Genomic DNA, 25,867 nt, shown 5'->3' with positions numbered 1-25,867 from the left:
GCGCAGGGGAATTCTTGGAGCTTCGCACATGAAGAAAGTCGTGCTTTCCTTCGCTGCCGTCCTTCTGTCCACCGCGGCGGTGACCGCCGCCGATGATCCCATTTCAGTGCGCAAGGCGCTGATGCAGGCCAATGCGGCCGCAGCGGCGGTCTCCGGCGCCATGATGAAGGGCGAACTCGAATACAATCCCGCCGTCGCCAGGGCGGCGATCGCGAATTTCAACGCCTCCGCCATGGCACTGGGCGATTTCTTCCCCGAGGGGTCGCAGACGGGCGGCAACACCACCGCCGCGCCGGCGATCTGGGAGAATCCCGAAGCGTTCCAGCAGGCGGTCGCCAAGTTCCAGACCGACGCCGCCGCGGCCATGCAGGCCGCAGGTCGCCAAGGCCCGGCAGACCTTGCCGCTTTCCAGGCGGCGGTGACGCCGGTGCTCTCCAACTGCAGCTCCTGTCACGAGGACTTCCGCGTCCAGAATTAAGGCACGATGCGCCGCGTCCTGCTCATCCTGGCGGCCGCCATCATCGTGGCGGGCGCGGCGTTCTGGTTCTTGACCGAGCCGGAACTGCTCGACGGGTCGGCTCTTTCCGGCCTGCAGCCTGGCGACCCCGCGCGCGGCGAACGCTTCTTTTTCGCGGGCGGCTGCGCCTCCTGCCATACAGCACCCGGCGAAGGCGCGACTGAGCTGCAACTTGGCGGCGGCGGGGCGCTGGAGACGGAGTTCGGCACCTTCATCGCCCCCAATATCTCGCCGGACCCGGAGAACGGGATCGGCGCCTGGAGCGAGGCGGATTTCGCCAACGCCATGCTGCGCGGCGTCTCGCCGGACGGAGAGCACTACTATCCCGCCTTTCCCTATACGTCCTACGCCCGCATGGAGCCGCAGGACGTCATCGATCTCTTCGCCTTCATAAAGACGCTGCCGCCGGTCGCCGAGCGCGCGCCCGACCATACTCTTTCCTTCCCCTTCACGCTGCGGCGTGGCCTCGGCCTTTGGAAGCGCCTCTACATGCATCCGGAACCGGTCATCGCGTTGGACGCGAACGCGTCTGAATCAGTGGTGCGCGGCCGCTATCTGGTCGAAGGGCCCGGCCATTGCGGCGAGTGCCATACGCCGCGCGATTTCGTCGGCGGCCTGAAATACGATCAGTGGCTTGCCGGCGGGGACGCTTTCGAAGGGGAGGGCCGGGTGCCCAACATCACGCCAGGCGGGGGCATCGGCTCCTGGTCGGAAGGCGACATTGCCTACTATCTGGAAAGCGGCTTCACGCCGGATTTCGATTCCGTCGGCGGCTCGATGGTCCCCGTGCAGAAGAATATGGCCCGTCTTCCGGCCGAGGACCGGGAGGCCATCGCTGCCTATCTGAAGGCGGTGCCTGCGGTGGAGGAACAAGGGAATGAGCAATAGGGAATTCCGGTTCTCCGCCTGAATTGTCTAATCGTCTAGACGACCGGCAAGTCTCGTGGTTTCGCCCTACTGCCCTACTGCATCTTCCCCACCACCTTCAGCATGAAGGCGTAGCTGAGCGCCGTTTCCTCCAGGCGTGAGAACCGGCCGGAGGCGCCGGCATGGCCGGCTTCCAGGTTGACGCGCAGGAGGATGGGATTGCGCCCGGTATTGTGGTCGCGCAGGCGCGCCACCCATTTGGCCGGCTCCCAATAGGTCACGCGCGGGTCGGTGAGACCCGCCAGCGCAAGGATCGCCGGATAGGCCTGGTCGCGGATATTGTCGTAGGGCGAATAGGCGGCGATTGTCTCATAATCGCGCTTGCTGGCGATCGGGTTGCCCCATTCCGGCCATTCGGGCGGCGTGAGCGGCAGCGTCTCGTCGAGCATTGTGTTGAGCACGTCGACAAAAGGCACCGCCGCCACAAGTGCGCAGAAATCCCTTGGCGCCATATTGGCGACGGCGCCGATCAGCATCCCACCGGCCGAGCCCCCTTCGGCGATGAGCCTGTCGTGGCTGGTATAGCCGAGTTCGACCAGGTGCCGGCCGCAGGCAATGAAGTCGGTGAAGGTGTTCTGCTTCTTCTCCCGCTTGCCGTCGTCATACCAGGAGAAACCCTTGTCCTTGCCGCCGCGGATGTGGGCGATGGCATAGACGAAGCCCCGGTCGACAAGGGACAGGCAATTGGTGCGGAAGGAGGCGCTGATCGTTGCCCCATACGCGCCGTAGCCATAGAGCAGGCAGGGAGCCGAGCCGTCGAGCGGCAGACCGCGCCGATGGACGAGCGAGATGGGGACGAGTTCGCCGTCGGGCGCCGGCGCCATCAGGCGGCGCGTGACATAGTCTTCCGGGTTGTGGCCGGAGGGGACTTCCTGCGTCTTCAGGAGCACGCGCTCGCGCGTGCGCATATTGTAGTCGAATTCCTGAGCCGGCGTGGTCATCGAGGAATAGGAGAAGCGGAAGACGTCCGTGTCATATTCGTAGGAGCCGTAAAGGCCGAGCGAATAGGTCTCCTCCGGGAAGGCGATGACGTGTTCCTCGCCCGTGGCGCGCTCGCGCACGACGATGCGCGGCAGGCCCTCCCAGCGCTCGAGCCGGACGAGGAAGTCCCGGAAGGCGAGAATTGACATGATCAGCCGCCCCGGCTCGTGCGGTACGAGCTCGCGCCAGTTGGCGGGCGAAGGATCGGCCGCCGGCGCGGTCATGATCTTGAAATCCTTGGCGCCGTCACGATTGGTCAGGATGAAGAACTCCTCGCCCGCGGGCTCGATGTCGTAGAGCACGCCAGGCTGCCGCGGCGCGACGATGCGGGGCGCGGCCTCGGGGTGGTTCGCCGGCAGGATGCGATATTCGCTGGTCTCGTGATCGTGGATCCTGATGAATATCCAGTCGTCCAGGCGGCTGCCGAACACGCTCATGAAATAGCCCGGGTCCGTTTCCTCGTAAACGAGCCGGTCCGCGGCGGGATCGGCACCCAGCGCATGAAAGAAAATCTTCGACGGCCGGTGATTGTCGTCGATCCTCGCATAGTAAAACCCGCGCGAGTCGGCCGTGAAGGTGCCGGAGCCGCTCGATCCTTCGATCCGCTCCTCAAGGTCGCGCCGGGACGCGAGATCGCGGATGCGCAGGGCGAAATATTCCGATCCCTTGTCGTCGCTGCTCCAGAGGAGGTAGCGGTGGTCGGGCGAGTGGCTGATTCCGCCGATATTGAAATAGCTTTTCCCCTCCGCTTCCACGTCGCCGTCCAGGAGGATTTCTTCCTCGCCGCCCTCGCGCGCCGTGCGGAAGAACCGCGGATGTTCGCCGCCCTCCCGATAGGCGCTGCCATAGGCGAAGGGCCCGTCCTTCATCGGCACGGAGCTGTCGTCCTCCTTGATGCGGCCTTTCATCTCGGCGAAGAGCAGCTTCTGGATCTCCTCCGTTTCCGCCATCATTGCCTTCTGATAGGCGTTCTCGGCCTCCAGATGGGCGCGGATATCGGCGGCGAGCGCCGCCGGGTTCCTGAGCACCTCCTGCCAGTTTTCCGCCCGCAGCCAGCCATATTCGTCGGTCCGCGTGATGCCGTGGCGCGTGTCCTGGCGCGGGCGCTTCTCGGCGATCGGCGCGGGGATGGACGGGAACTCGAACCTAGCAAGCATGGATGGGTACTCCTGGAACTTCCGGAACATGGCACCATTTCCTTCGCCGCCGGTGACGGCAGCCGGCGGTGTTGAGAGATCGGCTTGTGCGGTTTGGTATTGCGAAGGCCAGATCAGCCTTCGTCGAATTTCAGGGCGTGGCCGTTCATGCAGTAGCGCAGGCCGGTCGGGGCCGGGCCGTCTTCGAAGACGTGGCCCAGATGGGAATCGCAGTCGGCGCAGCGCACCTCCGTGCGTGTCACGAACCACGACCGGTCCTTGTGCAGGCTCACCGCATCCTCCTCAACCGGCGCGTAGAAGCTCGGCCAGCCTGTGCCTGAATCATATTTGGTCTCTGACGTGAAAAGCGGCCTTCCGCAGGCAACGCAGCGATAAAGACCCTTTTGCTTATTGTCCCAGTAGGGGCCGGTGAATGCGCGTTCCGTGCCGTGCTTGCGCGTGATGTGGTACTGCTCGGGGGTGAGCTCCCGGCGCCATTCATCATCGGACTTCTGAACTTTCAGTCGTCTCTCGCCAGCCATGATCTTCTCCATTCCGATTGCCCTTATTTAGGCCTTGTCGGTCCGGTTTGCAGCCCCCGGCGCCGCACTGTCGCAGCACGCGGAGATGGCCTCTTGACGCACTCGCCTTGCCCGAGGGGATTTGAACGTCTATGTCACGACCTCGATCAGATGGATACAAAGCGTGTCCTGGCTCAAGGGGCGCAATGACGGCTAAGGGGAACCTATGGCGGACGGGCAGTGGCTGACTTTTGTTGCGCTGATCCTGCCCTTTGCCGGCGCCGCCGCCGCTCCCTTTCTCACCCGTGCTCTCGGCCATAACGCAGCTTGGGTGCTCGCCCTTGTACCAGTCTTCCTGTTCGTCCACTTCGCCGGCTTTCTCGGCGCGATTGCGGCTGGCGATGCGGTGGGCGGGGGTTATTCCTGGATCGACAGCCTTGATGTCGACTTCTCCTGGTACCTGGACGGGCTTTCCCTCACTTTCGCGCTGCTGATTTCAGGCATCGGGACGCTGATCGTCCTCTATTCGGGCGGCTATCTCAAAGGCCACCGGCAGCAGGGCCGCTTCTTCTCCTTCATCCTGATGTTCATGGGGGCGATGCAGGGGCTGGTGGTGGCCGACTCCTTCCTGATGCTCTTCGTCTTCTGGGAGCTGACCTCGATCGCCTCGTTCCTGCTGATCGGCTTCGATCATGGGCGCGAGGCGGCGCGGCGCGCCGCGCTCCAGGCGCTGATCGTTACTGGCGCCGGCGGGCTGTCCTTATTGGCAGGGCTGCTGGTAATCCGGAACGCCACCGGGGCCAACTCCCTGTCGGCGCTGCTTCAGGTGGGCGACGGGCTGCGCGAGGCGCCGCTCTATCTTGCGGCTCTTCTCCTGGTGCTCGGGGGCGCTTTCACGAAGTCGGCGCAGTTCCCGTTCCACTTCTGGCTGCCCAACGCGATGGAGGCGCCGACGCCGGTCTCCGCCTATCTGCATTCGGCGACCATGGTGAAGGCGGGCGTCTATCTCCTCATGCGGCTCAACCCGGTGATGGGGGAGACGGCGCTCTGGGAAACGGTCCTGCCGGTCTTCGGGGGGACGACGCTGATCGTCGGCACGCTTCTGGCGGTGCGCCAGACGGACTTGAAGCTGATGCTCGCCTATACGACCGTCGCCTCGCTCGGGCTGCTCGTCATGCTGACCGGCTTCGGATCGGAGGTCGCGGTCGAAGCGGCGGTGCTCTACCTCATTGCCCATTCCATGTTCAAGGGCGCGCTCTTCATGGTCGCCGGCGCCGTCGACCACGAGACGGGCACACGCGATCTGACGAAGCTCGGCGGCCTGCGGCGTGCGATGCCGATCACCTTTGCCGCCGCCCTCCTCGCCGCCATGTCCATGGGCGGGCTGCCGCCCTTCTTCGGTTTCCTGGCCAAGGAGGAGATCTATGCGGGTATCGGCACCGGCGGCAGCTGGAGCCTCTTTTTCACCGCCGTCTCGCTGATCGGCAACGCGCTGATGTTCGCCATCGGCTTTGCGGTCGGCCTGAGACCTTTCACCGGCGAGACGGTGGAGACGCCGAGACACGCCCATGAGGGGCCGGTCCTCCTCTGGCTGGGGCCGGTGGTGCTTGCGGCGGCGGGGCTGCTTGCGGCGCTGTTTTCCGGCTTCAGCCACTATTTCCTGTCGAGCCCGATGGCGAGCGCGGTGACCGGCAGGCCGGTGGAGATCGCCATTTCGGTTGTCCCCCATATCGGCCTGCCGCTTCTCCTTTCCGCCGTGACCATCGTCCTCGGCATCGGCGCCTATCTGACGCTCGATCCGGCGCGCCATGCGATGGCGCGGCTGCTCGCCGCCATCGGATGGGGGCCGGACAGAGGCTTCGACCAGTTCGTGCGCGGCACCATCCGCCTGTCCGTCTTCGTCACGCGCATCGTGCAGAACGGTCGTCTGGACATCTATATGACCGCGACCTTCATCGCGCTTGCGCTGTCCCTGCTGGTGCCGATGATCAGGTTTGGCGAACTGCCGTCCTGGCCGGTCTTTGTCCCCCTGCGCTTTTACGAGTGGACGGTTCTCGTCATTGCCCTGATCGGCCTTGCCGCCGTGGTCTATGCGCGCGATCGGCTGACGGCGATCGTCTCATTGGGCATCCAGGGCTTTGCCGTTGCCCTGCTTTTCATGCTGCTGGGCGCGCCGGATCTGTCCTTCACCCAGTTCATGGTGGAGACGCTTTCCGTTGTCATCCTCGCGCTGGTGATGACCCGGCTGAGGCTTTCGCCGGCGGACCACCGCCCGCTCGGGCAAAGGACCCTAGACGTTTCTGTCGCGGCGCTGTGCGGCACGGCGCTGGGGCTGCTGCTCCTTCGCGTGAGCCAGCTGCCCTTCGATCTCGCGCTCAGCGACTTCTTCGCGGAAAACGCTCGCGTGATCGCCCATGGGCGAAACATCGTGAACGTCATCATCGTCGATTTCCGTGGCCTCGACACGCTCGGCGAGATCGCGGTGGTGATGATCGCCGGGCTCGCCATCCTGGCGCTGGTGCGCATCCAGGCGGGCAAGCCCGCGGCCAAGCCGGCGGGGAGGGACTGAGATGCGCACCCTGATCTTCCGCACCACGGCGCCATACCTCACGGCCCTGATGGTGCTCTTTTCCATATTCGTCCTCCTGCGCGGCCACAACGAGCCGGGCGGCGGCTTCATAGGCGGGCTGATCGCCGCCTCCGCATTCGCCATCTACGGAATCGCCTGCGGCGTCTCTCCCGTGCGGCGCGCGCTTTACTTTCACCCGATGGCGATCTCCGCCTTCGGGCTTCTGGTCTCGGCTACGTCCGGGGTCGTGTCCCTGTTCTTCGACGTGCCCTTCCTGACCGGACTCTGGACCACCATCGACCTGTTGGGCCTACCGGTCGATTTTTCGACCGTGATCCTTTTCGATATTGGCGTCTATTTTGTCGTGCTGGGCTCGATCACCTCCATCGCACTGGCGCTCGAGGAAAGGGAGCACGCCTGATGGAAGCGATCCTGGCCGTGGTGGTCGGCATATTCTTTGCCGTTGCCATCTATCTGATGCTCTCGAGACACATCATCCGTATTCTCCTCGGCATCACCATCTTCGGCAACGCGGTGAACCTCACCATTTTCACCATGGGCCGGGTGGTGCGCGAGGTTCCGCCGATCATCCCGGTCGATCTCGACGTGCCGGCCGGGGTCACGGCCAATCCGCTGCCGCAGGCGCTGATCCTGACGGCCATCGTCATCTCCTTCTCCTTCTTCGCCTTCCTGCTCGTGCTTGCTTTCCGCACCTATCAGGAACTCGGCACCGACGACACGGACGGCATGCGGGTCGCCGAGCCCGAGGGCGAAGAGCTTCCGCCGCTGGGGTACTGAGCGACATGGCCGTTGGAGCAACCGAAGCAATTGATCTGTCGCGCGCCATGGTGCTTGCCCCCACCGGCGCGGCCGACTGGCTCGTCGTGGCGCCAGTGGTGATCCCGCTGCTGGTGGGTGCGGTGCTGCTCATGTTCCGCCATGAGACCAAGCCGCAGGCCGGCGTGGCGCTGGCGGGACTGGCCGCCACTTTGGTCGGCAACATGCTGCTGCTTGCGCGCATTCTCGATGAGGGGCCGGTGGTGATGACCATGGGGCGCTGGCTGCCGCCCTTCGGCATCTCCTTCACGGCGGACATCCTCGGCGCATCGCTTTCGCTGGTGGCAACGCTCGTGGCGCTGGTCTGCGCGTTTTACTCGACCACCGATATCGGCACGATCGGGCGGCGCTACGGCTTTTATCCTTTCCTCATGCTGATGATGGCCGGCGTCAGCGGCTCCTTCCTCACCGGCGACATCTTCAACCTCTATGTCTGGTTCGAGGTCTTCCTCATCTCCTCCTTCGGGCTGCTGGTGCTGGGCTCCGAGCATCGCCAGCTCGACGGCACGACGAAATATGCCATCCTCAACCTGATCGGCACGACATTCTTCCTGACCGCCACCGCGCTGCTCTACGGCGTCTTCGGCACGCTCAACATGGCCGACATCGCGCGCAAGGCCGACAGCGTGCGCGAGGCCGCGCCTCTGACGACCTTAGCGATGTTCTTCCTGCTCGCCTTCGGTATGAAGGCGGCGGCCTTTCCGGTGAATTTCTGGCTGCCGGCCTCCTATCACACCCCGCGCATCGTGACCGCCGCGCTGTTCGGCGGCGTCCTGACCAAGGTGGGTGTCTACGCGCTCCTGCGAACGCTCGTGATGCTGTTCCCGCCGGAGCGCGCCATCCTTTCCGGTGTGATCGCCTGGGTGGCGGCCGGCACCATGGTCATCGGCATCATGGGCGCGCTGTCGCAGACGGACCTGCGCCGCGTGCTGGGCTTCGTCGTCATATCCAGCGTCGGCATCATGCTGGCGGGGCTCGCCCTGGGAAGCGCCGAGGGGCTGGCCGGCAGCATCTTCTATGCCTTCCATTCGATGATCGTCATGGCGGCGCTCTATCTGCTCGCCGGCGTCATGAACGGCATCGGCGGCAGCTATTCGCTGCGCACGCTTTCGGGGCTTTATTCCGCCCATCCCATGATCGCTGCCTTCGCGCTCCTGCTGATGCTTTCGGCGGCCGGCCTGCCGCCCGCTTCCGGCCTGTGGCCGAAGGTGATGCTGGTGCGCGCCTCGCTGGACGTCGGCCAGCCATGGCTTGCCTTAGCCGTGCTTGCCACGGGATTCCTCACCACGCTTGCCCTGGGCCGTGTCTTCATCCTCGCCATCTGGCGGGAAAGGGCCGATGCAGCGCCCATGGCGGCGGCATCGACGACCCCGCTTCTGGGGTATCTGGCGCTCGCTGCGCTGGCACTGCCGATGCTCTTCATGGGCGTCTATCCCCAGCCTGTGATCGAGCTCGCGGAACGTGCCGCAGCCGGCATCCTCGATGCCTCGGCCTATATCGATACGGTGTTCCCGGAGGGCGCGCGGCCATGAGGCTCCCGCTGATGAACCTGCTTCTGGCGCTGGTCTGGACCGCGGTGACCGGTTCCCTGTCCCTCGCCAACATGATCTTCGGCCTCGTACTCGGCGCGGTCGCGCTCTATCTCATCCGGGAGCAGGTCGGCTCGCTCGGCTATTTCCGCCGCTCCAGCAAGATCATCGCGCTGACCTGCCTTTTCCTTTACGAGCTCGTCCTTTCCGCTTGGCGCGTCGCGATGCTGGTGCTTTCGCCACGCATGGAACTGCGGCCGGGCATCTTCTCCTACCCGCTCACCGTCGACCGCGACTTCGAGATCACCCTTCTGGCAAATATGATCACCCTGACGCCCGGCACGCTCTCGGTGGACGTGTCGGAGGACCGCAAGCTGCTCTACGTGCACGCCCTCGACTGCGCCGATGTGGAGCAGCTGCGCAAGGACATCGCCGAGGGTTTCGAGCGCAGGATCATGGAGGCGTTTCGATGACCGGAGAGGGATTCCTTGCATTTGCCGAGCTTGCCGCGCTGGGTATATTGAGCCTTTCCTTCCTGCTGACGGTGGTGCGCGTCCTGCGCGGACCGGCTTTGCCGGACCGGGTGGTCGGGCTCGACATGCTGGTGGCGATCGCTATAGGCTTCATTGCCGTGATCGGCATCCGCACCGGCTATACGCTCTATCTCGACATCGCGATTGCGCTCGGGCTGGTCGGGTTCCTGGCGACGGTAGCCTTTGCCCGCTTCGTGATGAGCCGGCGCTACGAGGAGGAGTTCGTCGCGCCGGACCCGCTGGGCATCTATGCGGAGAAGGCCGATGATTGAGCTGATCCAGAACCTGCTTGTCGGCACGCTGATCCTGATCGGAGCGCTCTTCGCGCTGGTCGCTTCCATCGGCCTGCTGCGCCTGCCGGATTTCTACACGCGCATGCATGCGGCCTCCAAGGCAGGCACTCTGGGCTCCGGCCTCATGCTGATCGCGCTCGCGATCTATGCCGAGGATCACGCCACGGTGACGCGCGCGCTGGCGGCCGTTGTCTTCTTTCTACTGACGGCGCCGATCTCCGCTCATCTTCTGGCCAAGGCTTCCTATGGCGCCGGCTACCGGCTCTGGAGCGGATCGGTGCATGACGACATGGCGAAGATCGCGAATCAGCAGCCAGATGGAAAAACTTGATCAGTTCTTCACCCCGCCAAACTATTCTCCGCAAAAATATCCATCGGAGGATGTTTCCGCCGCTGTGTGCCTTCCGAACGGGTGGATTCACGACATTTCCAAGCTAGTCAGCTGCAAAAAAACCGTGCTCTACATGATTTTTTATAGGTTTGGCGGAAAGCCGCAGGAGCACGCTCTTCAACGCCAGTGGAAGCAAGTATAACAATATTAAGCAGGCGGCCTCTGTGAAAAAAAATGTGAGTTGACGGAGCGAATTGAAGTGTGAATAACCCCGCAACTACGGAGGTCCGCGCCATATGATCAGAACGAATGGTGTTAAGTTGCGGTGGCCTACAAAGGATGCGAGTGTGGATCAGGATTTAGGTTGGGGCAGGATAATGGATATGGATGAGCAACATACAAAAAGCGACGAGACGCTTATGGAACTGACTGCGGATGTTGTTGCTGCTTATGTAAGCAACAATCCCGTTCCGGTGGCGGAGCTTTCGAATCTTATCGCGGACGTGCATGCCGCCCTTGGCCGTGTGACCCGCAACAGCGAACCGGCGCCTGCCGAAAAGCAGAAGCCGGCGGTAAATCCGAAGCGTTCGGTGCATGACGAATACATCATCTGCCTGGAAGACGGCAAAAAGTTCAAGTCGTTGAAGCGCCACCTGATGACCCACTACGGTCTTACTCCGGAGCAATACCGCGAGAAGTGGGGCCTTGATCCGAACTATCCCATGGTGGCGCCGGCCTATGCCGTGGCCCGCTCGCAATTGGCCAAGAAGATGGGGCTGGGGCGCAAGCGCAAGACCAAGTGACGTTTTCGACCTGAGCTTCAAGCGGCGCCTCTCAAGGCGCCGCTTTCATTTTGCGCCGGCGTATGCGCGGCGGCCTCGGGCGCCTTGTCTTCTCGTCGCCCAGTGGGTCCAGGCGATCATATGCCTGTTTCAGGGCAATGTGCCGGTTAAGATCGTAGCTCCAGTGGCGCCGGGCACCCTTGAGCCGCTCACGCTCGATCAGCCGGCGAAGCCGGGCAAGGATCGCCGCCCGTTCCGTCCCCGTTGTCTCGAGGGCGGCTGACAAATCTATTCCCGAGATGAGGAAGAACGCGGCGCATTGGCGCGCCTGCGCGACCTCTTCCTCCTTCGCCCGGCGAAAAAGCCTGGCTTCCAGCTGCAGCGACATCTCCATAACGGGCTCCTGTTTTTGACAGGGCGAGTGTCGCCGCGCGTCGGGGGGTGGGGATAGATTCGGGGCAAAAATCCGGGGCCAAAGAAAAAAGAAGCCGCTGAATCAGTGGCTTGACCTCACCGTCGAAAAATATTCGTTCTCTTTTTGTTCACACCCCATGCGAGGCTGGATATAAGGAATATATTCCTCTCGAACATGGGATGTGTTCCGTGCAAGCCACCGCAAGAAAAATCCAGTCAGATAAGGAGCCGATCGGGTTTCTCGGAACCCAGAGTCCGTTCCCGCGCAAGCTCAGCCCCGTCAGCGATGAGCGGGTGATCGATATCTGCGAATGCGTGATGGATATCGTCGCCGCGGTCTTCAATGTCAGCGGAAAGGAGCTGAGGCGGCCAGGCCGATCCTCGACCGAGGTCGCGCGGGTGAGGCAGATGGGCATGTATGTGGCCCATGTGGTGCTGCGCCTGTCGATGAACGATATTGGCCGCGGCTTTGGCCGGGACCGCACGACCGTGCTGCATGCCTGCCACACGATCGAGGACTTGCGCGACGATGAGGACTTCGACCGCATCATCCATATGACGGAGCAGGTGACGGCGGCGGCATTCCGGCACATGGAGGTCCTGCGATGAAGCGGTCCTCAATGGATGCGAAGCGCGCCGAGAGAGAGAAGCTGCGCGTGGTGCGGTTCCTCGCCGGCGGCGCAGCCCTGCCGCGGCCTTCGGCCAAGGAGGGCACCATGCTCCTTGACGGCGGCGAGCGCGGGATGATCTCGGCCGCCGTGGCGACGCTCGCGGCACTGGCGCGCAGCGGCGTCGTTGAGGAAGCGGAGGGGCGGCTGACCCTTTCGCCGGAGGGGAGGGCTTCGGCCAGGCGCGAGCAGGCTCCGGACGAGCCTTTCCTGGCGCAGCAGATCGAGATCGGCACCCGCCGGATCCTTGCTGACGGCGCCGAGCGGACCGTGCGCGCCAACCTGTCCGAATCGCCGCTGGCGCAGCTTGCGCGCCTGCGCATGCGGGACGGAAAGTCGTTCCTGGAGGACGGCGAATTCCGCGCCGGCGAGCGGCTTCGCGCCGACTATACGCGCGGGCAGATCATGCCGCGCCTTGGGGCCAACTGGAGCGAAGCGGTGGCGAGCGGGCGGCGCGACGGCCGCGAGAACGGGATTGCCGACCTGACCGACGCGGCGCTCGCCGCGCGCCAGCGGGTAGACAACGCGCTTTCCGCCGTGGGTCCCGAGCTTGCCGGGGTGCTGGTCGATGTGTGCTGCTTCCTGAAGGGGCTGGAGCGCGTGGAGATGGAGCGCGGCTGGCCGGTGCGTTCGGCCAAGGTGGTCCTGAAGACGGCGCTTGCCGCGCTCAACCGCCACTACGAGCCGCATCGGCCGCGCCGCCGCGCGATCCTCCATTGGGGGGCCGAGGGATACCGGCCGAACCTGCGCTGAACCGGAAGCCTACGCCGCCGTCATGGCGGCGCTGGCCTCCTCCTTCATGCGGCGGACCATGGCGCGCAGCCCGTTCGCCCGCTGCGGCGTAAGGTGCTCGTCAAGGCCGAGGGTGCGCATCGTCTCCTCGGCATCGGTGGCGAGGATCTCGCTCGCGCGCCTGCCGCTGAACAGCGCCAGCATGATCGCGACCAGGCCGCGCACGATATGCGCATCTGAATCGCCGCGGAAGGTGATGACCGGGTCCGGTCCCTCGCCGATCTCCGTGTAGAGCCACACCTGGCTCACGCAGCCCCGCACCTTGTGGGCCTCGTTGCGAGCGGCCTCGGGGTAGGCCGGCACGTCGTTTCCGAGCTCGATGATATAGCGGTAGCGCTCCTCCCAGTCGTCCAGGAAGGCGAAGTCGTCGCGGATCGTCTCGATGCTGGTGCCCATGGCCCGCATATAGTGCCTCACCGCCGGGGCGTCACGGAAAAATCCGGCACGTGGCAGCTAGCCGGCCGGCGAAGCCTCGCGCTGCGCCGGGATGGGGATTGCGGGCGCCGTCTCGGGCAGTGCCGCGTCAGGTAGAACTGCCGCTTCGGGCGGCTGGCCGCTGTCGCCGACGGACTGGGCAAGCCGCACCGCCTCCGTCGCCCTTGCGACAATGGTGGCCAGCGCAGCCCTCGCCGTGGCGCAGACATCCGGCTGGCGCTCGCAAATGCCCGCGAGATCAAGCACCGCATCACGCGCGGCGAAGAGGGCCTGGATCGGGCCCACCTGCTGTTGCTGCTCGCCGGCCGTTTCCCCGACGTCGATCGGCAGTATCAGGAACAGAAGGGAAAGCCCCGCTGCTGAGCGGACAAGAAGTCCCATGTCTTTCTTCCCACCGATTCCGTTGCGGCGCGCAGGTGCCTCAGGGGGCAAGCTCCGCGCGCCCGAGCGCTCCATCAATTGCGTAAAATTCGCCACGAATCCGTAAAGAAAGCCGGAAAACAGCATTTTCATCGAGTTCTCCTCGATTCCCAGCGGGTTCGTTACCCCTCGCTAACCAGCTAAGCTGTTCGAGAGGCTCTGAATTCCGCTTTTCGGCCGTTTTCAGCCCTGCTGTTGCGCTGCCTTCGAAGGCGCGGTTCCGGGCGACCCTTTGTTAACCATGGCAGCATTCAACCGGGCAGAACTTGCAGCTCCGCTGCGTTTTGGCCTTTCGGCACGGCCTCCAATGCGGGCCATTTATCCTTTCCTTAAAGGGTGAGTGCGAGGGTCGGAGCGAGAAGAAGAGCCCGGTGAAGCGGACAGACAGAGCGCGTCGAATTGAGCACGAAAGCCTCCCTTCCCGTCCATTTGCCCCAGGGGCTGAAAGCCGCCTGCGCGCGCCTTCTCCACCCGTCCGTGACGGGGGGCGAGGAACGGGCGCGGCAGCTGCGGCTGGTCGAGGTTCTGCTCGCCGGCGCGGTCCTGGCGGCGTTGGCTACGGCCGAGGTCGCCGTTCGGCGGGTCGGCGCGGCGGACGCGCTTGCCTCCATCGCCCTAGTGTTCGGCATCGGCCTGCTCGCCCCCTTTGCGCTGATCACGACGGCCAAGCGGCGGATGGTCGAGCCGCTCGCCCTTTCCTTTGGCGCAATCTGCCTTGGTCTCCTTCTTGCCGCCGGCGGCGGGCTTGCCTCGCCGCTTGCGGCCATGAGCGCGGCGCTGGCGCTGGAATCGGCATGGGTGGGCCGTTCGCGGCGGGCGATCGGCTTCGGCATAGCCGCCGCGGCGGCGGCGCTGGCGATCGGCGCAGCCTTGCCTGCCTTCTTCTCCATCGGCATATCCGCAGCCTCCGCCTGGCAATGGATGGTGCCGCTGGCCTATGCCTTGACCATTCTTGCGCGCCTGCCGCTGGTTCTCGGGACCGAGCGCCGGGAGGCGGCGGAGGAACCCGCGCCGGCGCTGGAGGACATCATCGGCGCCGCTCTCCTTCGGCTGCAGGAGACGGGGGAAGTGACCTCCGTGTCCGGAAGGGCCGAGCCGCTGCTCGGCGTCGCGCCGGAAATGCTTCTGGGGTCAGGTTTCTTCGACCGGATCCATGTTGCCGACCGGGTCGCCTGGCTGTCGGCGCTGAGCGATCTCCGGGAAGGAGCGGAAGCGCGGACGATGCGTGTCCGCGTCCGCGTTCCCGCCGAGCCGGGAATCCCGAGCCACGCCGCCTATCGCAGCTTCATATGCGAATTCCTCGGCAAGGCCGGGGAGGGCGGCTTCCTGGTCATGCTGCGCGACGATGCCGCCACCGCGGCGCTGGAAGAGGCGCTCGCCTCGGCGCGGCGCACGGCAGAAATGGCGGTGCTGGCGCGCGACCAATTGCTCGCCTCCGTCAGCCACGAACTCAGGACGCCGCTCAATGCGATCGTCGGCTTTTCCGATGTGCTGGCGAACGAGATGTTCGGCAGGTTCGCCAACGGGAAGCAGCGCGAATATGTGGAGCTGATCCGCGAGGCGGGCGGCCACCTGCTTTCGGTCGTCAACGCGATCCTCGACGTTTCGAAGCTGCAGTCGGGCGCCTATGCGCTGCAGACCGAAGCCTTCCGCTTCGAAGACGCGGTGCGCCTGTGCATGGCCATGACGGCGCAGCAGGCGGAAGCCAAGTCGGTTCATCTTGCGACGGAGATCGCGGAGGATGTCGGGACGGTGCATTGCGACCGCCGGGCGGTGCAGCAGGTCTTGATCAACCTTCTGTCCAACGCGGTTAAATTCACGCCCGCCGGCGAGGTCAAGGTCAGCGCGCGGCGCTGCGGCGACCGCCTGGAATTCACCGTCAGCGATACGGGGATCGGCATCTCCGAAGAGGATCTGAAGCGAGTCGGGAAGCCTTTCATGCAGGTGCGTAACGACTATACGCGCCAGTATCAGGGAACGGGCCTGGGGCTGGCCCTGGTGAAGGGGCTGGTGCGGCTGCAGGGCGGCGGCTTGAGCATCGAGAGCGCGCCGGGCGCCGGCACGCGGGTCCATGTCTCATTGCCGGTGCTGCCGGCGGAGGAGCGGGCGGAATGGGAGGCAGAGGCCGCAAAAAGCGGGGCGAACTGGAATGGCGACTGGTACGATGACGCGCTACGCAAAACCGCCTAGTCCGCGCGGGCGTCGCGGAGGCTGGCTGCGCAGCGCAATCTCGAGCGCGGGCGCGGGAGTGGCCCGCAACCCGGTGGCGGTGGGCGGCACGACGGCCTTTCTGGTCTCTCTGGCATTCATTTCCGCCAACGCGGTCTTCTACCAGCCGCAGGTGCATCCAAGCGCTTTCCTGTCCACCCGCGTGCTTGCGTCGGGGCTTGCCCGCGCGGAGCTGCCCGCCGAGGCCACCCCGCGGCCCGCTCCGCGCGAAGAGCGCGCAGCTGCTCCGGAGCAGGAGCAGTCTTCCGCAGAACCCGCACCGGAGTCCACCGGCTCCGTGCCCGAGGCCGGCGGCGATGCCACGGTGCGGGCGGTGCAGTCGGTGCTGAGCGATCTCAGCCTCTATCGCGGTCCGATCGACGGACTGCCGGGCCCGCAGACCAGCGCGGCCATCACGACTTACCGGCGGATCGTGGGCCTCGAGCCGAATGGCGATATCGACGCGGCGCTGCTGCAGCAGCTGGGTCTTGCCGGCAGCGCGACGCAGGCGAAAGCCTCCACGGCCTCCGAGAGCCGCCCCCAAGCAACGCAGGTCTCGACAGGCGAGGTGCAGACCGCCTCCGTCGAGGCGGGCGATGCGCTGGTCCGCCGCGTGCAGGCGGGCCTCAAGGCATTCGGCAACGACGCCGTGGAAACGGACGGCGTGATGGGCACGCGAACCCGCGAGGCGCTCCGCGAGTTTCAGTCGCTGTTCGGCCTGCCCGTGACCGGCGAGCCGGACGAGGCCTCGGTCGCCAAGATGCGCGAGATCGGCCTCATCAACTGACGACGCCTCGTGAGAGGGAAGCATGCGGGTTACCAGCGAATTGTGGGTGTCGGCGCTGGTGAGGCGTGTCTTCTCCGACGGAGGCTTTGCCGCGGTCCGCCGCAAAGGCGCCCGGGAGGCAGGCGCCATCTTCATCCTGCACCGCACGCGCATCGGCGAACTGGAGCTATACAGCCCCGCGCCGCAGACGAGCTACGACGCGGCCCGGCCGGGCGAGAGACAGTTCGTCTCCGTCCTGGTGACCGGCGAGGAGGAAGAGGTGGAAAAGCGCCTCGCCCGCGAACTGCGCTTCGATCCAGACGTCTGGGTGGTCGAGGTCGAGACGGCGGCGGAGCTTTCCGGCTATTTGACCCTTGTCAGCGACTGAGCGGCCGTGGCCCGGTCGCTCCGGTCCTGCTGCCGCCAAGCCTGAACCTTCTCCAGGGCCGCTGCCGCCGGGAGGGCTTCGTAGCGGACGTGAAACAGCCGGATCGCCGCCGGATTTGTCACCTGCGCCGGGTAAGCCGCCGCGGCGAGGACGAAAGCCTGTTCCGGCGAAAGCTCGAGTGCCCTCAAGGCAAAAAGCAGGTCTGAATAGGTGACGCCGTCGATGAGGCTGCGGGCGCGGGCGACCGTGAGGCCGAGCGCGGCGGCAAGGGCCTCGGCAAACCGGCGCGTCTCGCCGGAAAGCGCCGCTTCGCGGATGGCGGGGTACGGGTCCGCCGGGGTCGAGGAGAGCGGGGCAGAGCCTTCTTCCTCCTCGCCCGCGCCGTCCTGCATGAGGATGCGGAGCTGACCGCGCACCGCTTCCAAGGCGTTGCCGGCCTCTTCGGGCGGGGTGGCCGCGGCTGCAGGGGGCGGGTCGGTTTCCGCGCGGGCGAGCAGGGCGCGGATGAGCGCTGCGACCACGGGATTGAGCTCGTCACGCCGGGCGATGGCGCGGGCATGCGGAACGCCCTGCCGGGCGATCAGCGCGATGAGATCGACGTCGCTCAGCGCGCGCGAGCGGACGAGGAGAGGAGCGCCGATCTCGACCGACTCCTCGGCCAGCCGGCGGACGAGACCGCGCGGCGCCGCGTCGCACTCGCAAAGGGCCGCGGCAGCAAAGCGGCGCGTTTCTGCGGGGATGACGTCTAAAAGCCCCAGTGCAAGATCGTCAAGCTGGGCCGCCTCGTCGCGCGTCGGCCGCGGCAACGCGCAGAAGGCCGACACGGCGGAACGAAATATACGCTCGCAGTGGCGCGGTCCCCTGCCCAAAGCAATATGCCTGAAATCCGCGGCTGACACGCAGCGATACGCCTAACGCTTGAGAACACGACGCTCCGGGCAAAATGCCGGCCGGTGAAAGGTAGCGCGAATGCGTTAGCGGGCCATTAACCGCAAAATTAAGCATAGTGTTCACTACTCCGCCCCTGCGATAAGGAACTGTTAACCAAACCATGTGTTTATCGCGGTGGGCCGCGTTGCGTGTCCGGGCCAGACGCGAGCGGGACTTAGACGCATGGCGATGATCCTAGGTTTCAGGCCGAGAACGGCGCAAAAGCCCGACCGGGCGCCGCCCGAGGGCGGGGCTACGATCATCATTTTCCCCGGGGTGCGCTACGAGCGGCTTGATGGCCGCGACGACCGGCGCGGGAGCGCCGCCGGCATGCGGCGCGAGCGCAAGCATCGCCGCAAAGGCTGACCTGCTAGAGCGGAATGCTCAGATTAGGTCGCGCCTTCGCTCATTGTTTCTTTGGCCGAATTTGTGCAACGGCAGGTGATTTCGACTTGCCCTTGAATTCTCTAGCCGACCGGTCGCGGGGTACAGCTGAGGCCGCTGAAGAACCTGCCGACCACCCCCTGCCACGTCTCGTCCGGCACGAAGGCGCGCACGAGAACGATCCCTTCCTCCACGCCGGTCTCGATGAAGACCGATTGAGCAAATTCTGCGGGCAGCTCGCCGCGGATCCGCTGCATCTGGCCGGGATCGAGGGCAACGACATCCAGCGCACCGTCGGCTGCCGTCCGGTCGCTGATGCTGAAGACGTTGAGCCCGTTGCTGTCGTAGATGGACATGGACCAGAAGGGCACCGCACCTTCCGCCTCAACGTGGACCGGGCCGTCGGCAAGATCGAACCGGCAGGCGGCGGCGGTGAGGAACGGATTTACCGGGGCGGGGATTTCGCCGCCGAGCCGGTTGGGGCCGAGACGGACCATTGCATAGGGCGGCGCCGCCGCCGACAGCCTCGACCAGATGTCCCGCTCCGAATGGGCGGGCAGCATGAAGAGGATGGCGATGTGGACGATGCCGGCCCCCAAAAGGCCGAGGAGGAGGGCGTAGAGCAGCCTAAGCATCGCAACGCACCTGGAGGATGTCCGGCATTGCGAGTTCGCCGAGCGACACGCCGGTCGAGACCGGTGTGTCGAGCAGCGTGAAGACGAGCTGCATCGGCCCGCTGCCGGTGACCGCGAGCCAATTGTCCGGCGCCGGGTGCGGCGAGATCGTGATCGCGAAGGGAACGCCCTCGCGGTGCAGGATCATGCCGGAATGAAGCGCCGCCTGGCGGCGACCCTTGGGCGCAAGGGGCATGCCGGAGGGATCGGCCGCGTGCAGCGTCCACAGCCGCGCCGCCGGGATCGTGCCCTCGATGCGATAGGTGCAGGCGCGCCGCAGCGCGCGTTCGGCGGAATCGCGCGATGCGGTGAAGACGAGGCCTTCGGAGCGGCCGAGGGGGATGCCGCCTTCACGCGTGAAGCGGGCGCGCGAATAGGGATCGGCCTCCGGCGTGCCCGCATCCGGGAATGCTGTCCACGGCCCGGCGGCGACGGCGCCGACCGGCGGCACGTTTTCCAGGATCATCCAGGCGCTGGCGGCCCCTCCGCCGATGGCGACGGCGAGCGTGACGAGGGTGAGGAAGACCGTTTTCAGCATGGAGCGCTGCAGAGAGGTTTGCGGATCGGTGAGGCGTGTCGCACCCGACAGGCCGGAGGTCAATGACCTGATTGAGCCGGGCGGAAGATTGCTCGCGGGGCTTCCGACCACACTGGATCGGGAAGATGATCAAAGGGCCGAGAGGGCTTCGGGCCCTTGCGCCGCCTTGAGCGCGGGAGCGGAGCGGAAGAGCTCGGCCATCTGGTCGAGCACGTCGCGTGTGGCAAGCGGCATGGAATGGGCCGGCCGGCGCGATCCGGCCTCTTCCCCGCCAGCCCCTCCCGCAGCTTCGGCGACCGCCTTGCCGTCCGGCGGCAGCATGGGGTTTTCGATGCCGACGATGGGCTTCAGCTCGATATTCTGATGCGCATAGGCCATGAAGCGCTGCCAGACCATGGCCGGCAGCGTGCCGCCGGTCATCTCGTTGGTCGGGCGATAGTCGTCATTGCCGAGCCAGACCGCGGCCACGTAGTTGCCGGTGAAGCCGACATACCAGGCGTCGCGATAGGATTGCGCCGTGCCCGTCTTGCCGGCGGAGCGGATGCCGGGGAGGGCGGCGCGGCGGCCCGTGCCCCATTCGGGCACGGCGACGAGCATGGTGTTCATGTAGGAGACCGCCTTCTCCGAGAGCACGCGGCGCGGCGGGGGGGCGTCCTTCCGGACATCGTAGATCACTTCGCCCGAATGGGTGGTGAGCTGCACGATGCCGTGGCGCGTGCCGGTATAGCCGCCATTGGCGAAGACGCTGTAGCCGGTGGCCTGGTCCATGACCGTGACGTCGGAGGAGCCGAGCACCATCGTCTTGTGGCCGTTGAGCTCCGTCTCGACGCCCATCTCGCCGACGAGCCTCTGGATGACGGGGATGCCCAGGTGATCGCGCGCAAGCCGTACCGGCACGGTATTGTGGGAGCGGGCGAGCGCAGTCATGAGGTCGACACGACCGGCGAAGCTGCGGCCGTAATTCTGCGGCGACCAGTTGCCCCAGGAGATCGGCGCGTCGGAGACGACTGATTTCGGCGTGAAGCCCGCTTCCATGGCGGCCGCGTACACATAGGGCTTGAAGGAGGAGCCGGGCTGGCGCAGCGCGCGCGTGGCCCGGTTGAACTGGCTCTGGCCGTAGTCGCGCCCGCCGACGAGCGCGCGCACAGCCCCGTCCGTGTCCATCAGCACGATGGCGCCTTCCTCCACGTCATAGTCCTTGCCGTATTGGCGCAGGTGGAATTCGAGCGATTCCTCCGCCGCCTCCTGCAGGTCGAGATCGATGGTGGTGCGGGCGATGAGGGCGTGCGTGGCGCCCTTCGGGACGATCTTCTTCACCTCCTCGAACGCCCAGTCGAGGAAATAATCCGGGGCTTCGCGATTGCCCCTGTCGACCGCGCTCGCCGGGTTGAGGCGCGCCGACAGGACCTGGCCTTCGGTCATGAGGCCGGCCTGGACCATGTTGGACAGCACTTCGTTGGCCCGCGCCCGCGCGGCCGGCAGGTTGATATGCGGCGCATAGCGCGCCGGCGCCTTGAAGAGGCCGGCGATCATCGCCGCCTCGGCCAGCGTCAAGTCCTTCACCTGCTTGTTGAAATAGAAGTCGGCAGCCGCTGCGATGCCGAAGGAGCCGCCGCCGAGATAAGCCCGGTCGAGATAGAGCTGGAGAATCTCCTTCTTCGACAGGTTCGTTTCCAGCCAAAGGGCGAGGAAGGCCTCCTTGATCTTGCGCTCGACCGTCCGCTCGTTGGTCAGAAACAGGTTCTTTGCGAGCTGCTGGCTGAGGGTGGAGCCGCCCTGGACGACGGAGTTGGCGCGCATGTTCACCGCCGTGGCGCGCAGGAGGCCGATGAAGTCTATGCCGAAATGCTCGAAGAAGCGCCGGTCCTCGGTGGCCAGCACCGCCTTGATGACATGGTCCGGCATCTCGTCGACCGGGACGGAGTCGCGCTGGCGGATGCCGCGCTGGCCGATCTCCTGGCCGAAGCGGTCGAGGAAGGTGACGGCATAATCGTCCTGCGCCCGCCAGTCGCCCTTCGTCTCCTGGAAGGCGGGCATGGCGAGCGCCAGCATGACGACGGCCCCCACGGCGAGCATGGTGCAGCCTTCGCTGAAAAGCTCGGCCGCCGCGCGCTTGGCCCCGTAGACGCGGAAGCGGCGGGAGAAGATGGTGAGGTTTTCCCAGAATTCCGAGGCCTTGAAGCCGATCTCGTAGAGGCTGGAATCGATCCACGCGTCGATGTCGAGGAAAACCGTGGCCCTCGGCGCCTTCCCCTTTCTCGATCTGCGCTTCTCTTCCATGTCACTCGCCCGCCGGCCCATACCCACAGCTGAAGCATCTGTCGCGGAACGGCGCTACGACAAGATGTGTATCGAACACAGACCTATCAAGTTTAATAATCCCGTAGCGGCAATCCGGGTTCAAGTTAAGGGGCCGCAGCCGTGATATTTTTGCATAGGAAAATAGTCCTTGACAGCGTGACGGCGGTCTGGTAGGGTTCAGGCATCGTCGGAAAAGTGGGTCCGGCGCAGGTCGCTCAGGCGCCTTGCCGCCCCGCACATCCGAGACCCCCAACCACCCGTGAATTTCGGCAAGCGCTGCGCCCCCCGGCCAGCGCTTTTTTCTTGTCCGGAGGTGAACCGTGCGAAACAGATCGGCGGCCGTCCAGAGGGCGGCGGTTCAGGCAATGGCCGAGGGCGCGCGCGCCAACCCTGCCGCTGCTGGCGCAGGCGAGCGGATGTACCGAGAAATATCTGGCGCGGCGCGCGAAAAAGGAGGGCTGGCGCCTGGCGCCCCTTCTTTCGGACGCGGATCCGGAAGCCTTAGACAGGCGGCTGGTCGCGCTCTCGGATCGGCTGATCGGCGACCTCGAGACGGCGAGCGCCGGAGGGCGGGCGACCGGCGCCTACGACAAGAGCCAAATCGACGCGCTGTCCTCGATGCTGAGGATGGTCGAAAAGCTAGGCGAGATGAACCGCCTGCCCGAACGCGCCGCAGACAAGCAGAAAAGAAGCGATGCAGACCTGGCCGCCGCACTCTCCCTCATCGATGCCACGCATCGTGGAGCTTGCTTGCGAGCTCGCCGCCGCGATGGTCGCGGGACAAGCTGACGGACAGGCAGGCGTTCAAGGCGGCGGGAGATACCGGTCGTCACCTTCCCCATGCTGCCGGAAGCGGGGCCGGCTGGCGGCCGATAGCCGGATCGGCTGACCCGAGCCCGCATGCGCAGCCGGACTGCGCATGCGGGATCCGGGCCGCCGTTGCCTGTGGCCAGCCGCGCAATTGTTCATTCCCCATTCAGCCCGCTTCGGCTACACAAAGGCCATGAAGAACATCCGTCTCATAAGTGCAGGTGGGGTCGCGGCGTTTGCGTTGCTTCTGGCAGGAGCGAGCGCACATGAAGAGCCGTCGGCCGGAGCCACGACGCTTTTGGCGCAGGGCGGAGCCGACTGCTATGCCATCGGTCAGCAGGTGGCGGCCGAGCAGGGAGGCACGCTCGCCGGCGCTTCCGCGGAGTCGCGGGGCGGCTCGGTGGTGTGCCGGATCGTCGTCCTTGTGCCGGCTCGGGACGGCGAGAGGCCGCGGCGCATGGAAATCACCGTTCCGGCGCGGTAAAGTACCAAAACTTCTTGATTCACTTTCGACGTGTGGCGGCTTAGGCGGTTGAATCCATGCGCATTCTCGTTGTCGAAGACGACAAGGACCTGAACCGGCAGATCTGTGCCGCGCTGGAGGATGCGGGCTACGTGGTCGATCGCGCCTTCGACGGCGAGGAGGGGCATTTCCTGGGCGACACCGAACCCTATGACGCGGTGGTGCTCGACATTGGCCTGCCGCAGATGGACGGGATCAGCGTCCTGGAGCGGTGGCGGCGCGACGGGCGCACGATGCCGGTGCTCATCCTCACCGCGCGGGACCGCTGGAGCGACAAGGTTTCGGGAATCGACGCCGGCGCGGACGACTACGTCACAAAACCCTTTCACATGGAGGAAATACTGGCTCGGCTGCGGGCGCTCATCCGCCGCGCCGCGGGCCATGCCTCGCCGGAACTCCTCTGCGGGCCGCTGAGGCTCGACACCAAGGCCTCCAAGGCCGACATCAACGGCGTGCCGCTGAAGCTCACCTCGCATGAGTACCGGATGCTCGCCTATCTGATGCACCACAAGGGTTCCGTGGTGTCGCGGACGGAACTGGTGGAGCATCTTTACGACCAGGATTTCGACCGCGACTCCAACACGATCGAGGTGTTTGTAGGCCGGCTGCGCAAGAAGCTGGGCCTTGATCTGATCGAAACAGTGCGAGGCATGGGCTACCGCATGCGCGAGCCGCATGGCTGACGCGGCGCCGGCCGCAAGAAAGAGCCCGCTGGCGTCGATCAAATCGCGGCTGAGGACCTTGCCGCGCACGCTCACCTTTCGCGTCGTCGCCTTCTCTTCCATCTGGGCCATCATCGCGCTTGTGGTGATCGCGACCGTGATCTCGGCGCTTTTCCGCCAGGTGAGCGAGCGCGGCTTCGACAATGTGCTTTCGGCCCACCTGTTCAACCTGATCGCCTCGGTGAGCGCCACCGAGGACGGCCGGCTGGTGGGCAGCCCCAATCTCGGCGACCTGCGGTTTTCCGAACCCTTGTCGGGATGGTACTGGTCCGTGGAACCCGCATCGGAGGCGCTGCGCAACCGGCTGCAGTCGCCCTCGCTGGTCATGCCGGTGGCTTCACCTTCGGCGGAGGCGGTGCCGTTCGACCGCGGCTTCCGGCGCAAGTACCTCGCCGAAGGGCCGGGCGGCGAGCAGATCGAGGCGCTGGAGGCGGAGATCGTGCTCGACCAGATCGACCGGATCGCGCGTTTCCGCGTCATGGGCAACCGCAGCGAACTGGAGCAGGAGATTGCCGATTTCGCCGGCCGGCTTTTTGCCTATCTGGCGATCTTCGGCCTCGGCATGATCGCCATCAATGTCTTCGCCATCCTGCTCGCGCTGAAGCCCCTTGGCAGCATCCGCCTTGCCCTCGCCAATATCCGCTCCGGCACCGCGGAGCGGCTCTCTGGCGACTTCCCTCGCGAGATCGCGCCGCTGGCGGAGGAGACCAATGCGCTCATCGAAAGCAACCGCCGCATCATCGAGCGTGCGCGCACCCAGGTGGGCAATCTTGCCCATTCGCTGAAGACTCCGCTTGCCGTGCTGATGAACGAGGGCCGTGCGCTGGGCGGCGAGAAGGGAATCCTGATCGCCAGCCAGGCCGAGGCGATGCAGAAGCAGATCGACCACTATCTCCAGCGTGCCCGCGCGGCGGCGCAGCGCAACACGCTCGCCTCGCGCAGCCCGGTCAACGAGACGCTGGCGAGGCTGGCGCGGGTCGCCGAGAAGCTGAACCCGGACAAGCGGCTGCATTTGGAGCTGCCGCGGGCGGAGGTTGTCTTTGCCGGTGAGCGGGAGGACCTGGAGGAGATCACCGGAAATCTCGTGGAGAATGCGATGAAATGGGCGAGCGGACGGGTGGTCCTTTCGCTCGACCCGACAGGAGGGGCGGGCGAGCGCCGCTTCCGCATCATCATCGAGGATGACGGCCCGGGAATTCCCGAGGAACAGGCCCGTCAGGCTCTGAAGCGCGGACGCAGGCTCGACGAGAGCAAGCCGGGGACAGGCCTTGGCTTGGCCATCGTCGCGGATCTGGTGAAGGAATATGGGGGCACGTTGGCGCTGGAGCGTTCCCCCCTCGGGGGCCTGCGCGCGGAGGTGTCGCTTCCTTCGCCGTGAGAGCTTTCCGCGGCAGCCCGTGGACAAAATTCCGTCAAACATGGTCTATAGGCGCGGGCGTCTTTAGGCGAGGGGCTGGAGCAGCAATGAAGATTCTGGCGATTGCCGTTATGGGGGCGGCGCTGGCGCTTGCCGGCTGCGCCGCCGATGGTTTGCCGCGGTCCGTCGACGTGGCGGCAAGGCCCTCGCCGAATCAAACTCCGCAGCCCGCCATCGGCGGGATCACCGGCGGGGGGCTGATCATGCGCGAGCTTGGCGCCGATCTTGGCCGGCGCGAGCGCCTGGCGGCGATCGATGCGGAGTATCGCGCCCTCGAAACGGCGCCGGCCGGCCAGCCGGTGACCTGGCAGGGCGGAGGAAACGGGCGCAGCGGCACCGTCACGGCGGCGCAGCCTTACCGAGTCGGCTCGCAGGATTGCCGCCCCTATTCCCATTCCGTCATCGCTGGCGGAACGACCCGCACGGCGCGCGGCACGGCATGCCGCAATGCCGACGGAAGCTGGACGCTGCTCGACTGACCGCCGGCGGCGGGCCCCGCCAAAAGGACGCAGCGCTCGGGA

The 25,867-nt window shown here is 65.6% G+C and carries 29 protein-coding genes; 20 read left to right on the top strand and 9 right to left on the bottom strand.

The genetic code is table 11. The features are described from left to right. Positions 1–28: 28 nt before the first annotated feature. Together RIN79_RS08035 and RIN79_RS08030 are read left to right on the top strand one after the other, a co-directional pair. On the top strand, positions 29–478 hold the full coding sequence (locus RIN79_RS08035; protein ID WP_309084114.1) for a cytochrome c: 450 nt from the start codon (positions 29–31) through the stop codon (positions 476–478). Between the two features lie 6 nt (positions 479–484). Further along, complete coding sequence (locus RIN79_RS08030; protein ID WP_309084113.1) at positions 485–1,405, top strand: cytochrome c; 921 nt, start codon at positions 485–487, stop codon at positions 1,403–1,405. A 74-nt stretch (positions 1,406–1,479) separates the two neighbouring features. On the opposite strand, the gene RIN79_RS08025 is transcribed toward RIN79_RS08030, so the two are convergent. Together RIN79_RS08025 and msrB are read right to left on the bottom strand one after the other, a co-directional pair. Then, the gene (locus tag RIN79_RS08025) at positions 1,480–3,582 is read right to left on the bottom strand and encodes a S9 family peptidase (RefSeq protein WP_309084157.1); all 2,103 of its coding nucleotides are present in this window, start codon (positions 3,580–3,582) and stop codon (positions 1,480–1,482) included. A 113-nt stretch (positions 3,583–3,695) separates the two neighbouring features. After that, positions 3,696–4,103 carry a peptide-methionine (R)-S-oxide reductase MsrB gene (msrB, locus tag RIN79_RS08020; RefSeq protein ID WP_309084112.1) on the bottom strand — a complete coding sequence of 136 codons (408 nt, stop codon included), beginning with the start codon at positions 4,101–4,103 and terminating at the stop codon, positions 3,696–3,698. A 205-nt stretch (positions 4,104–4,308) separates the two neighbouring features. On the opposite strand from msrB, the gene RIN79_RS08015 reads away from it, so the two are divergent. The 8 genes from RIN79_RS08015 (at position 4,309) to RIN79_RS07980 (ending at position 10,977) form a co-directional block, all read left to right on the top strand. Beyond that, positions 4,309–6,651 (top strand): putative monovalent cation/H+ antiporter subunit A, encoded by a 2,343-nt coding sequence (locus tag RIN79_RS08015; RefSeq protein WP_309084111.1) that lies wholly within the window; start codon positions 4,309–4,311, stop codon positions 6,649–6,651. 1 nt (position 6,652) lies between these two features. Then, on the top strand, positions 6,653–7,072 hold the full coding sequence (locus tag RIN79_RS08010; protein ID WP_309084110.1) for a Na+/H+ antiporter subunit B: 420 nt from the start codon (positions 6,653–6,655) through the stop codon (positions 7,070–7,072). Continuing rightward, a complete protein-coding gene (locus RIN79_RS08005) occupies positions 7,072–7,449 on the top strand; it encodes a Na+/H+ antiporter subunit C (protein WP_309084109.1) in 378 nt (125 codons plus the stop codon). The genes RIN79_RS08010 and RIN79_RS08005 overlap by 1 nt, the downstream gene beginning before the upstream one ends. Before the next feature lie 5 nt (positions 7,450–7,454). Beyond that, on the top strand, positions 7,455–9,020 hold the full coding sequence (locus tag RIN79_RS08000; protein WP_309084108.1) for a Na+/H+ antiporter subunit D: 1,566 nt from the start codon (positions 7,455–7,457) through the stop codon (positions 9,018–9,020). Then, the gene (locus tag RIN79_RS07995; RefSeq protein WP_309084107.1) at positions 9,017–9,490 is read left to right on the top strand and encodes a Na+/H+ antiporter subunit E; all 474 of its coding nucleotides are present in this window, start codon (positions 9,017–9,019) and stop codon (positions 9,488–9,490) included. The genes RIN79_RS08000 and RIN79_RS07995 overlap by 4 nt, the downstream gene beginning before the upstream one ends. After that, the gene (locus tag RIN79_RS07990) at positions 9,487–9,822 is read left to right on the top strand and encodes a cation:proton antiporter (protein ID WP_309084106.1); all 336 of its coding nucleotides are present in this window, start codon (positions 9,487–9,489) and stop codon (positions 9,820–9,822) included. The genes RIN79_RS07995 and RIN79_RS07990 overlap by 4 nt, the downstream gene beginning before the upstream one ends. Beyond that, positions 9,815–10,174 (top strand): monovalent cation/H(+) antiporter subunit G, encoded by a 360-nt coding sequence (mnhG, locus tag RIN79_RS07985; protein ID WP_309084105.1) that lies wholly within the window; start codon positions 9,815–9,817, stop codon positions 10,172–10,174. The genes RIN79_RS07990 and mnhG overlap by 8 nt, the downstream gene beginning before the upstream one ends. Positions 10,175–10,557: 383 nt before the next feature. Continuing rightward, positions 10,558–10,977, top strand: a complete 420-nt coding sequence (locus tag RIN79_RS07980) for a MucR family transcriptional regulator (RefSeq protein WP_375165893.1) — start codon at positions 10,558–10,560, stop codon at positions 10,975–10,977. A gap of 31 nt (positions 10,978–11,008) precedes the next feature. Here RIN79_RS07980 and RIN79_RS07975 read toward each other — a convergent pair whose 3' ends face one another. Next, positions 11,009–11,350 (bottom strand): cytoplasmic protein, encoded by a 342-nt coding sequence (locus tag RIN79_RS07975; protein ID WP_309084104.1) that lies wholly within the window; start codon positions 11,348–11,350, stop codon positions 11,009–11,011. A gap of 209 nt (positions 11,351–11,559) precedes the next feature. On the opposite strand from RIN79_RS07975, the gene RIN79_RS07970 reads away from it, so the two are divergent. Together RIN79_RS07970 and RIN79_RS07965 are read left to right on the top strand one after the other, a co-directional pair. Then, the gene (locus RIN79_RS07970; RefSeq protein ID WP_375165892.1) at positions 11,560–11,979 is read left to right on the top strand and encodes a helix-turn-helix domain-containing protein; all 420 of its coding nucleotides are present in this window, start codon (positions 11,560–11,562) and stop codon (positions 11,977–11,979) included. Further along, complete coding sequence (locus RIN79_RS07965) at positions 11,976–12,791, top strand: DUF6456 domain-containing protein (protein ID WP_309084102.1); 816 nt, start codon at positions 11,976–11,978, stop codon at positions 12,789–12,791. The genes RIN79_RS07970 and RIN79_RS07965 overlap by 4 nt, the downstream gene beginning before the upstream one ends. Positions 12,792–12,800: 9 nt before the next feature. On the opposite strand, the gene RIN79_RS07960 is transcribed toward RIN79_RS07965, so the two are convergent. Together RIN79_RS07960 and RIN79_RS07955 are read right to left on the bottom strand one after the other, a co-directional pair. Then, positions 12,801–13,226 (bottom strand): SufE family protein, encoded by a 426-nt coding sequence (locus RIN79_RS07960; protein ID WP_309084155.1) that lies wholly within the window; start codon positions 13,224–13,226, stop codon positions 12,801–12,803. 57 nt (positions 13,227–13,283) lie between these two features. Beyond that, complete coding sequence (locus RIN79_RS07955) at positions 13,284–13,646, bottom strand: DUF5330 domain-containing protein (protein ID WP_309084101.1); 363 nt, start codon at positions 13,644–13,646, stop codon at positions 13,284–13,286. A gap of 438 nt (positions 13,647–14,084) precedes the next feature. Here RIN79_RS07955 and RIN79_RS07950 point away from each other — a divergent pair, with 438 nt between their 5' ends. From RIN79_RS07950 to RIN79_RS07940, 3 genes are read left to right on the top strand one after another with little or no spacing between them, the layout of a single operon-like run. Then, on the top strand, positions 14,085–15,875 hold the full coding sequence (locus tag RIN79_RS07950) for a PAS domain-containing sensor histidine kinase (RefSeq protein ID WP_309084100.1): 1,791 nt from the start codon (positions 14,085–14,087) through the stop codon (positions 15,873–15,875). Continuing rightward, complete coding sequence (locus RIN79_RS07945) at positions 15,835–16,680, top strand: peptidoglycan-binding domain-containing protein (protein ID WP_309084099.1); 846 nt, start codon at positions 15,835–15,837, stop codon at positions 16,678–16,680. Before RIN79_RS07950 ends, RIN79_RS07945 begins: the two co-directional genes overlap by 41 nt. A 22-nt stretch (positions 16,681–16,702) precedes the next feature. Beyond that, positions 16,703–17,047, top strand: a complete 345-nt coding sequence (locus tag RIN79_RS07940) for a DUF1491 family protein (protein ID WP_309084098.1) — start codon at positions 16,703–16,705, stop codon at positions 17,045–17,047. Here the strand turns inward: RIN79_RS07940 and RIN79_RS07935 are convergent. Beyond that, the gene (locus RIN79_RS07935; RefSeq protein ID WP_309084097.1) at positions 17,023–17,853 is read right to left on the bottom strand and encodes a hypothetical protein; all 831 of its coding nucleotides are present in this window, start codon (positions 17,851–17,853) and stop codon (positions 17,023–17,025) included. The genes RIN79_RS07940 and RIN79_RS07935 overlap by 25 nt on opposite strands. 307 nt (positions 17,854–18,160) lie before the next feature. On the opposite strand from RIN79_RS07935, the gene RIN79_RS07930 reads away from it, so the two are divergent. Continuing rightward, positions 18,161–18,343: a hypothetical protein gene (locus RIN79_RS07930; protein ID WP_309084096.1), complete on the top strand. Its 183-nt coding sequence runs from the start codon at positions 18,161–18,163 to the stop codon at positions 18,341–18,343. A 101-nt stretch (positions 18,344–18,444) separates the two neighbouring features. Here RIN79_RS07930 and RIN79_RS07925 read toward each other — a convergent pair whose 3' ends face one another. From RIN79_RS07925 to RIN79_RS07915, 3 genes are all read right to left on the bottom strand, one after another. Next, on the bottom strand, positions 18,445–18,996 hold the full coding sequence (locus RIN79_RS07925) for a DUF1254 domain-containing protein (RefSeq protein ID WP_309084095.1): 552 nt from the start codon (positions 18,994–18,996) through the stop codon (positions 18,445–18,447). Next, entirely contained in the window at positions 18,989–19,573 is a 585-nt protein-coding gene (locus RIN79_RS07920) for a DUF1214 domain-containing protein (RefSeq protein WP_309084094.1), read from the bottom strand. The genes RIN79_RS07925 and RIN79_RS07920 overlap by 8 nt, the downstream gene beginning before the upstream one ends. A gap of 129 nt (positions 19,574–19,702) precedes the next feature. Continuing rightward, entirely contained in the window at positions 19,703–21,853 is a 2,151-nt protein-coding gene (locus tag RIN79_RS07915) for a penicillin-binding protein 1A (RefSeq protein ID WP_309084093.1), read from the bottom strand. Positions 21,854–22,877: 1,024 nt separating this feature from the next. Between RIN79_RS07915 and RIN79_RS07910 the strand changes: the two genes are divergently transcribed. The 4 genes from RIN79_RS07910 (at position 22,878) to RIN79_RS07895 (ending at position 25,825) form a co-directional block, all read left to right on the top strand. Next, positions 22,878–23,168, top strand: coding sequence for a hypothetical protein (locus tag RIN79_RS07910; RefSeq protein ID WP_309084092.1), 291 nt, complete (start codon positions 22,878–22,880; stop codon positions 23,166–23,168). Positions 23,169–23,224: 56 nt separating this feature from the next. Continuing rightward, entirely contained in the window at positions 23,225–23,890 is a 666-nt protein-coding gene (locus RIN79_RS07905) for a response regulator transcription factor (RefSeq protein ID WP_309084091.1), read from the top strand. Beyond that, positions 23,883–25,307, top strand: coding sequence for an ATP-binding protein (locus RIN79_RS07900; RefSeq protein ID WP_309084090.1), 1,425 nt, complete (start codon positions 23,883–23,885; stop codon positions 25,305–25,307). The genes RIN79_RS07905 and RIN79_RS07900 overlap by 8 nt, the downstream gene beginning before the upstream one ends. Before the next feature lie 86 nt (positions 25,308–25,393). Further along, entirely contained in the window at positions 25,394–25,825 is a 432-nt protein-coding gene (locus RIN79_RS07895) for an RT0821/Lpp0805 family surface protein (protein ID WP_309084089.1), read from the top strand. Positions 25,826–25,867 lie beyond the last annotated feature (42 nt).

This window comes from Chelativorans sp., assembly GCF_031180965.1.
Taxonomy (GTDB): Bacteria; Pseudomonadota; Alphaproteobacteria; order Rhizobiales; family Rhizobiaceae; genus Chelativorans.
Note: the sequence above shows the minus strand (reverse complement) of the source record. Positions and strands in the feature narration are given on the sequence as shown.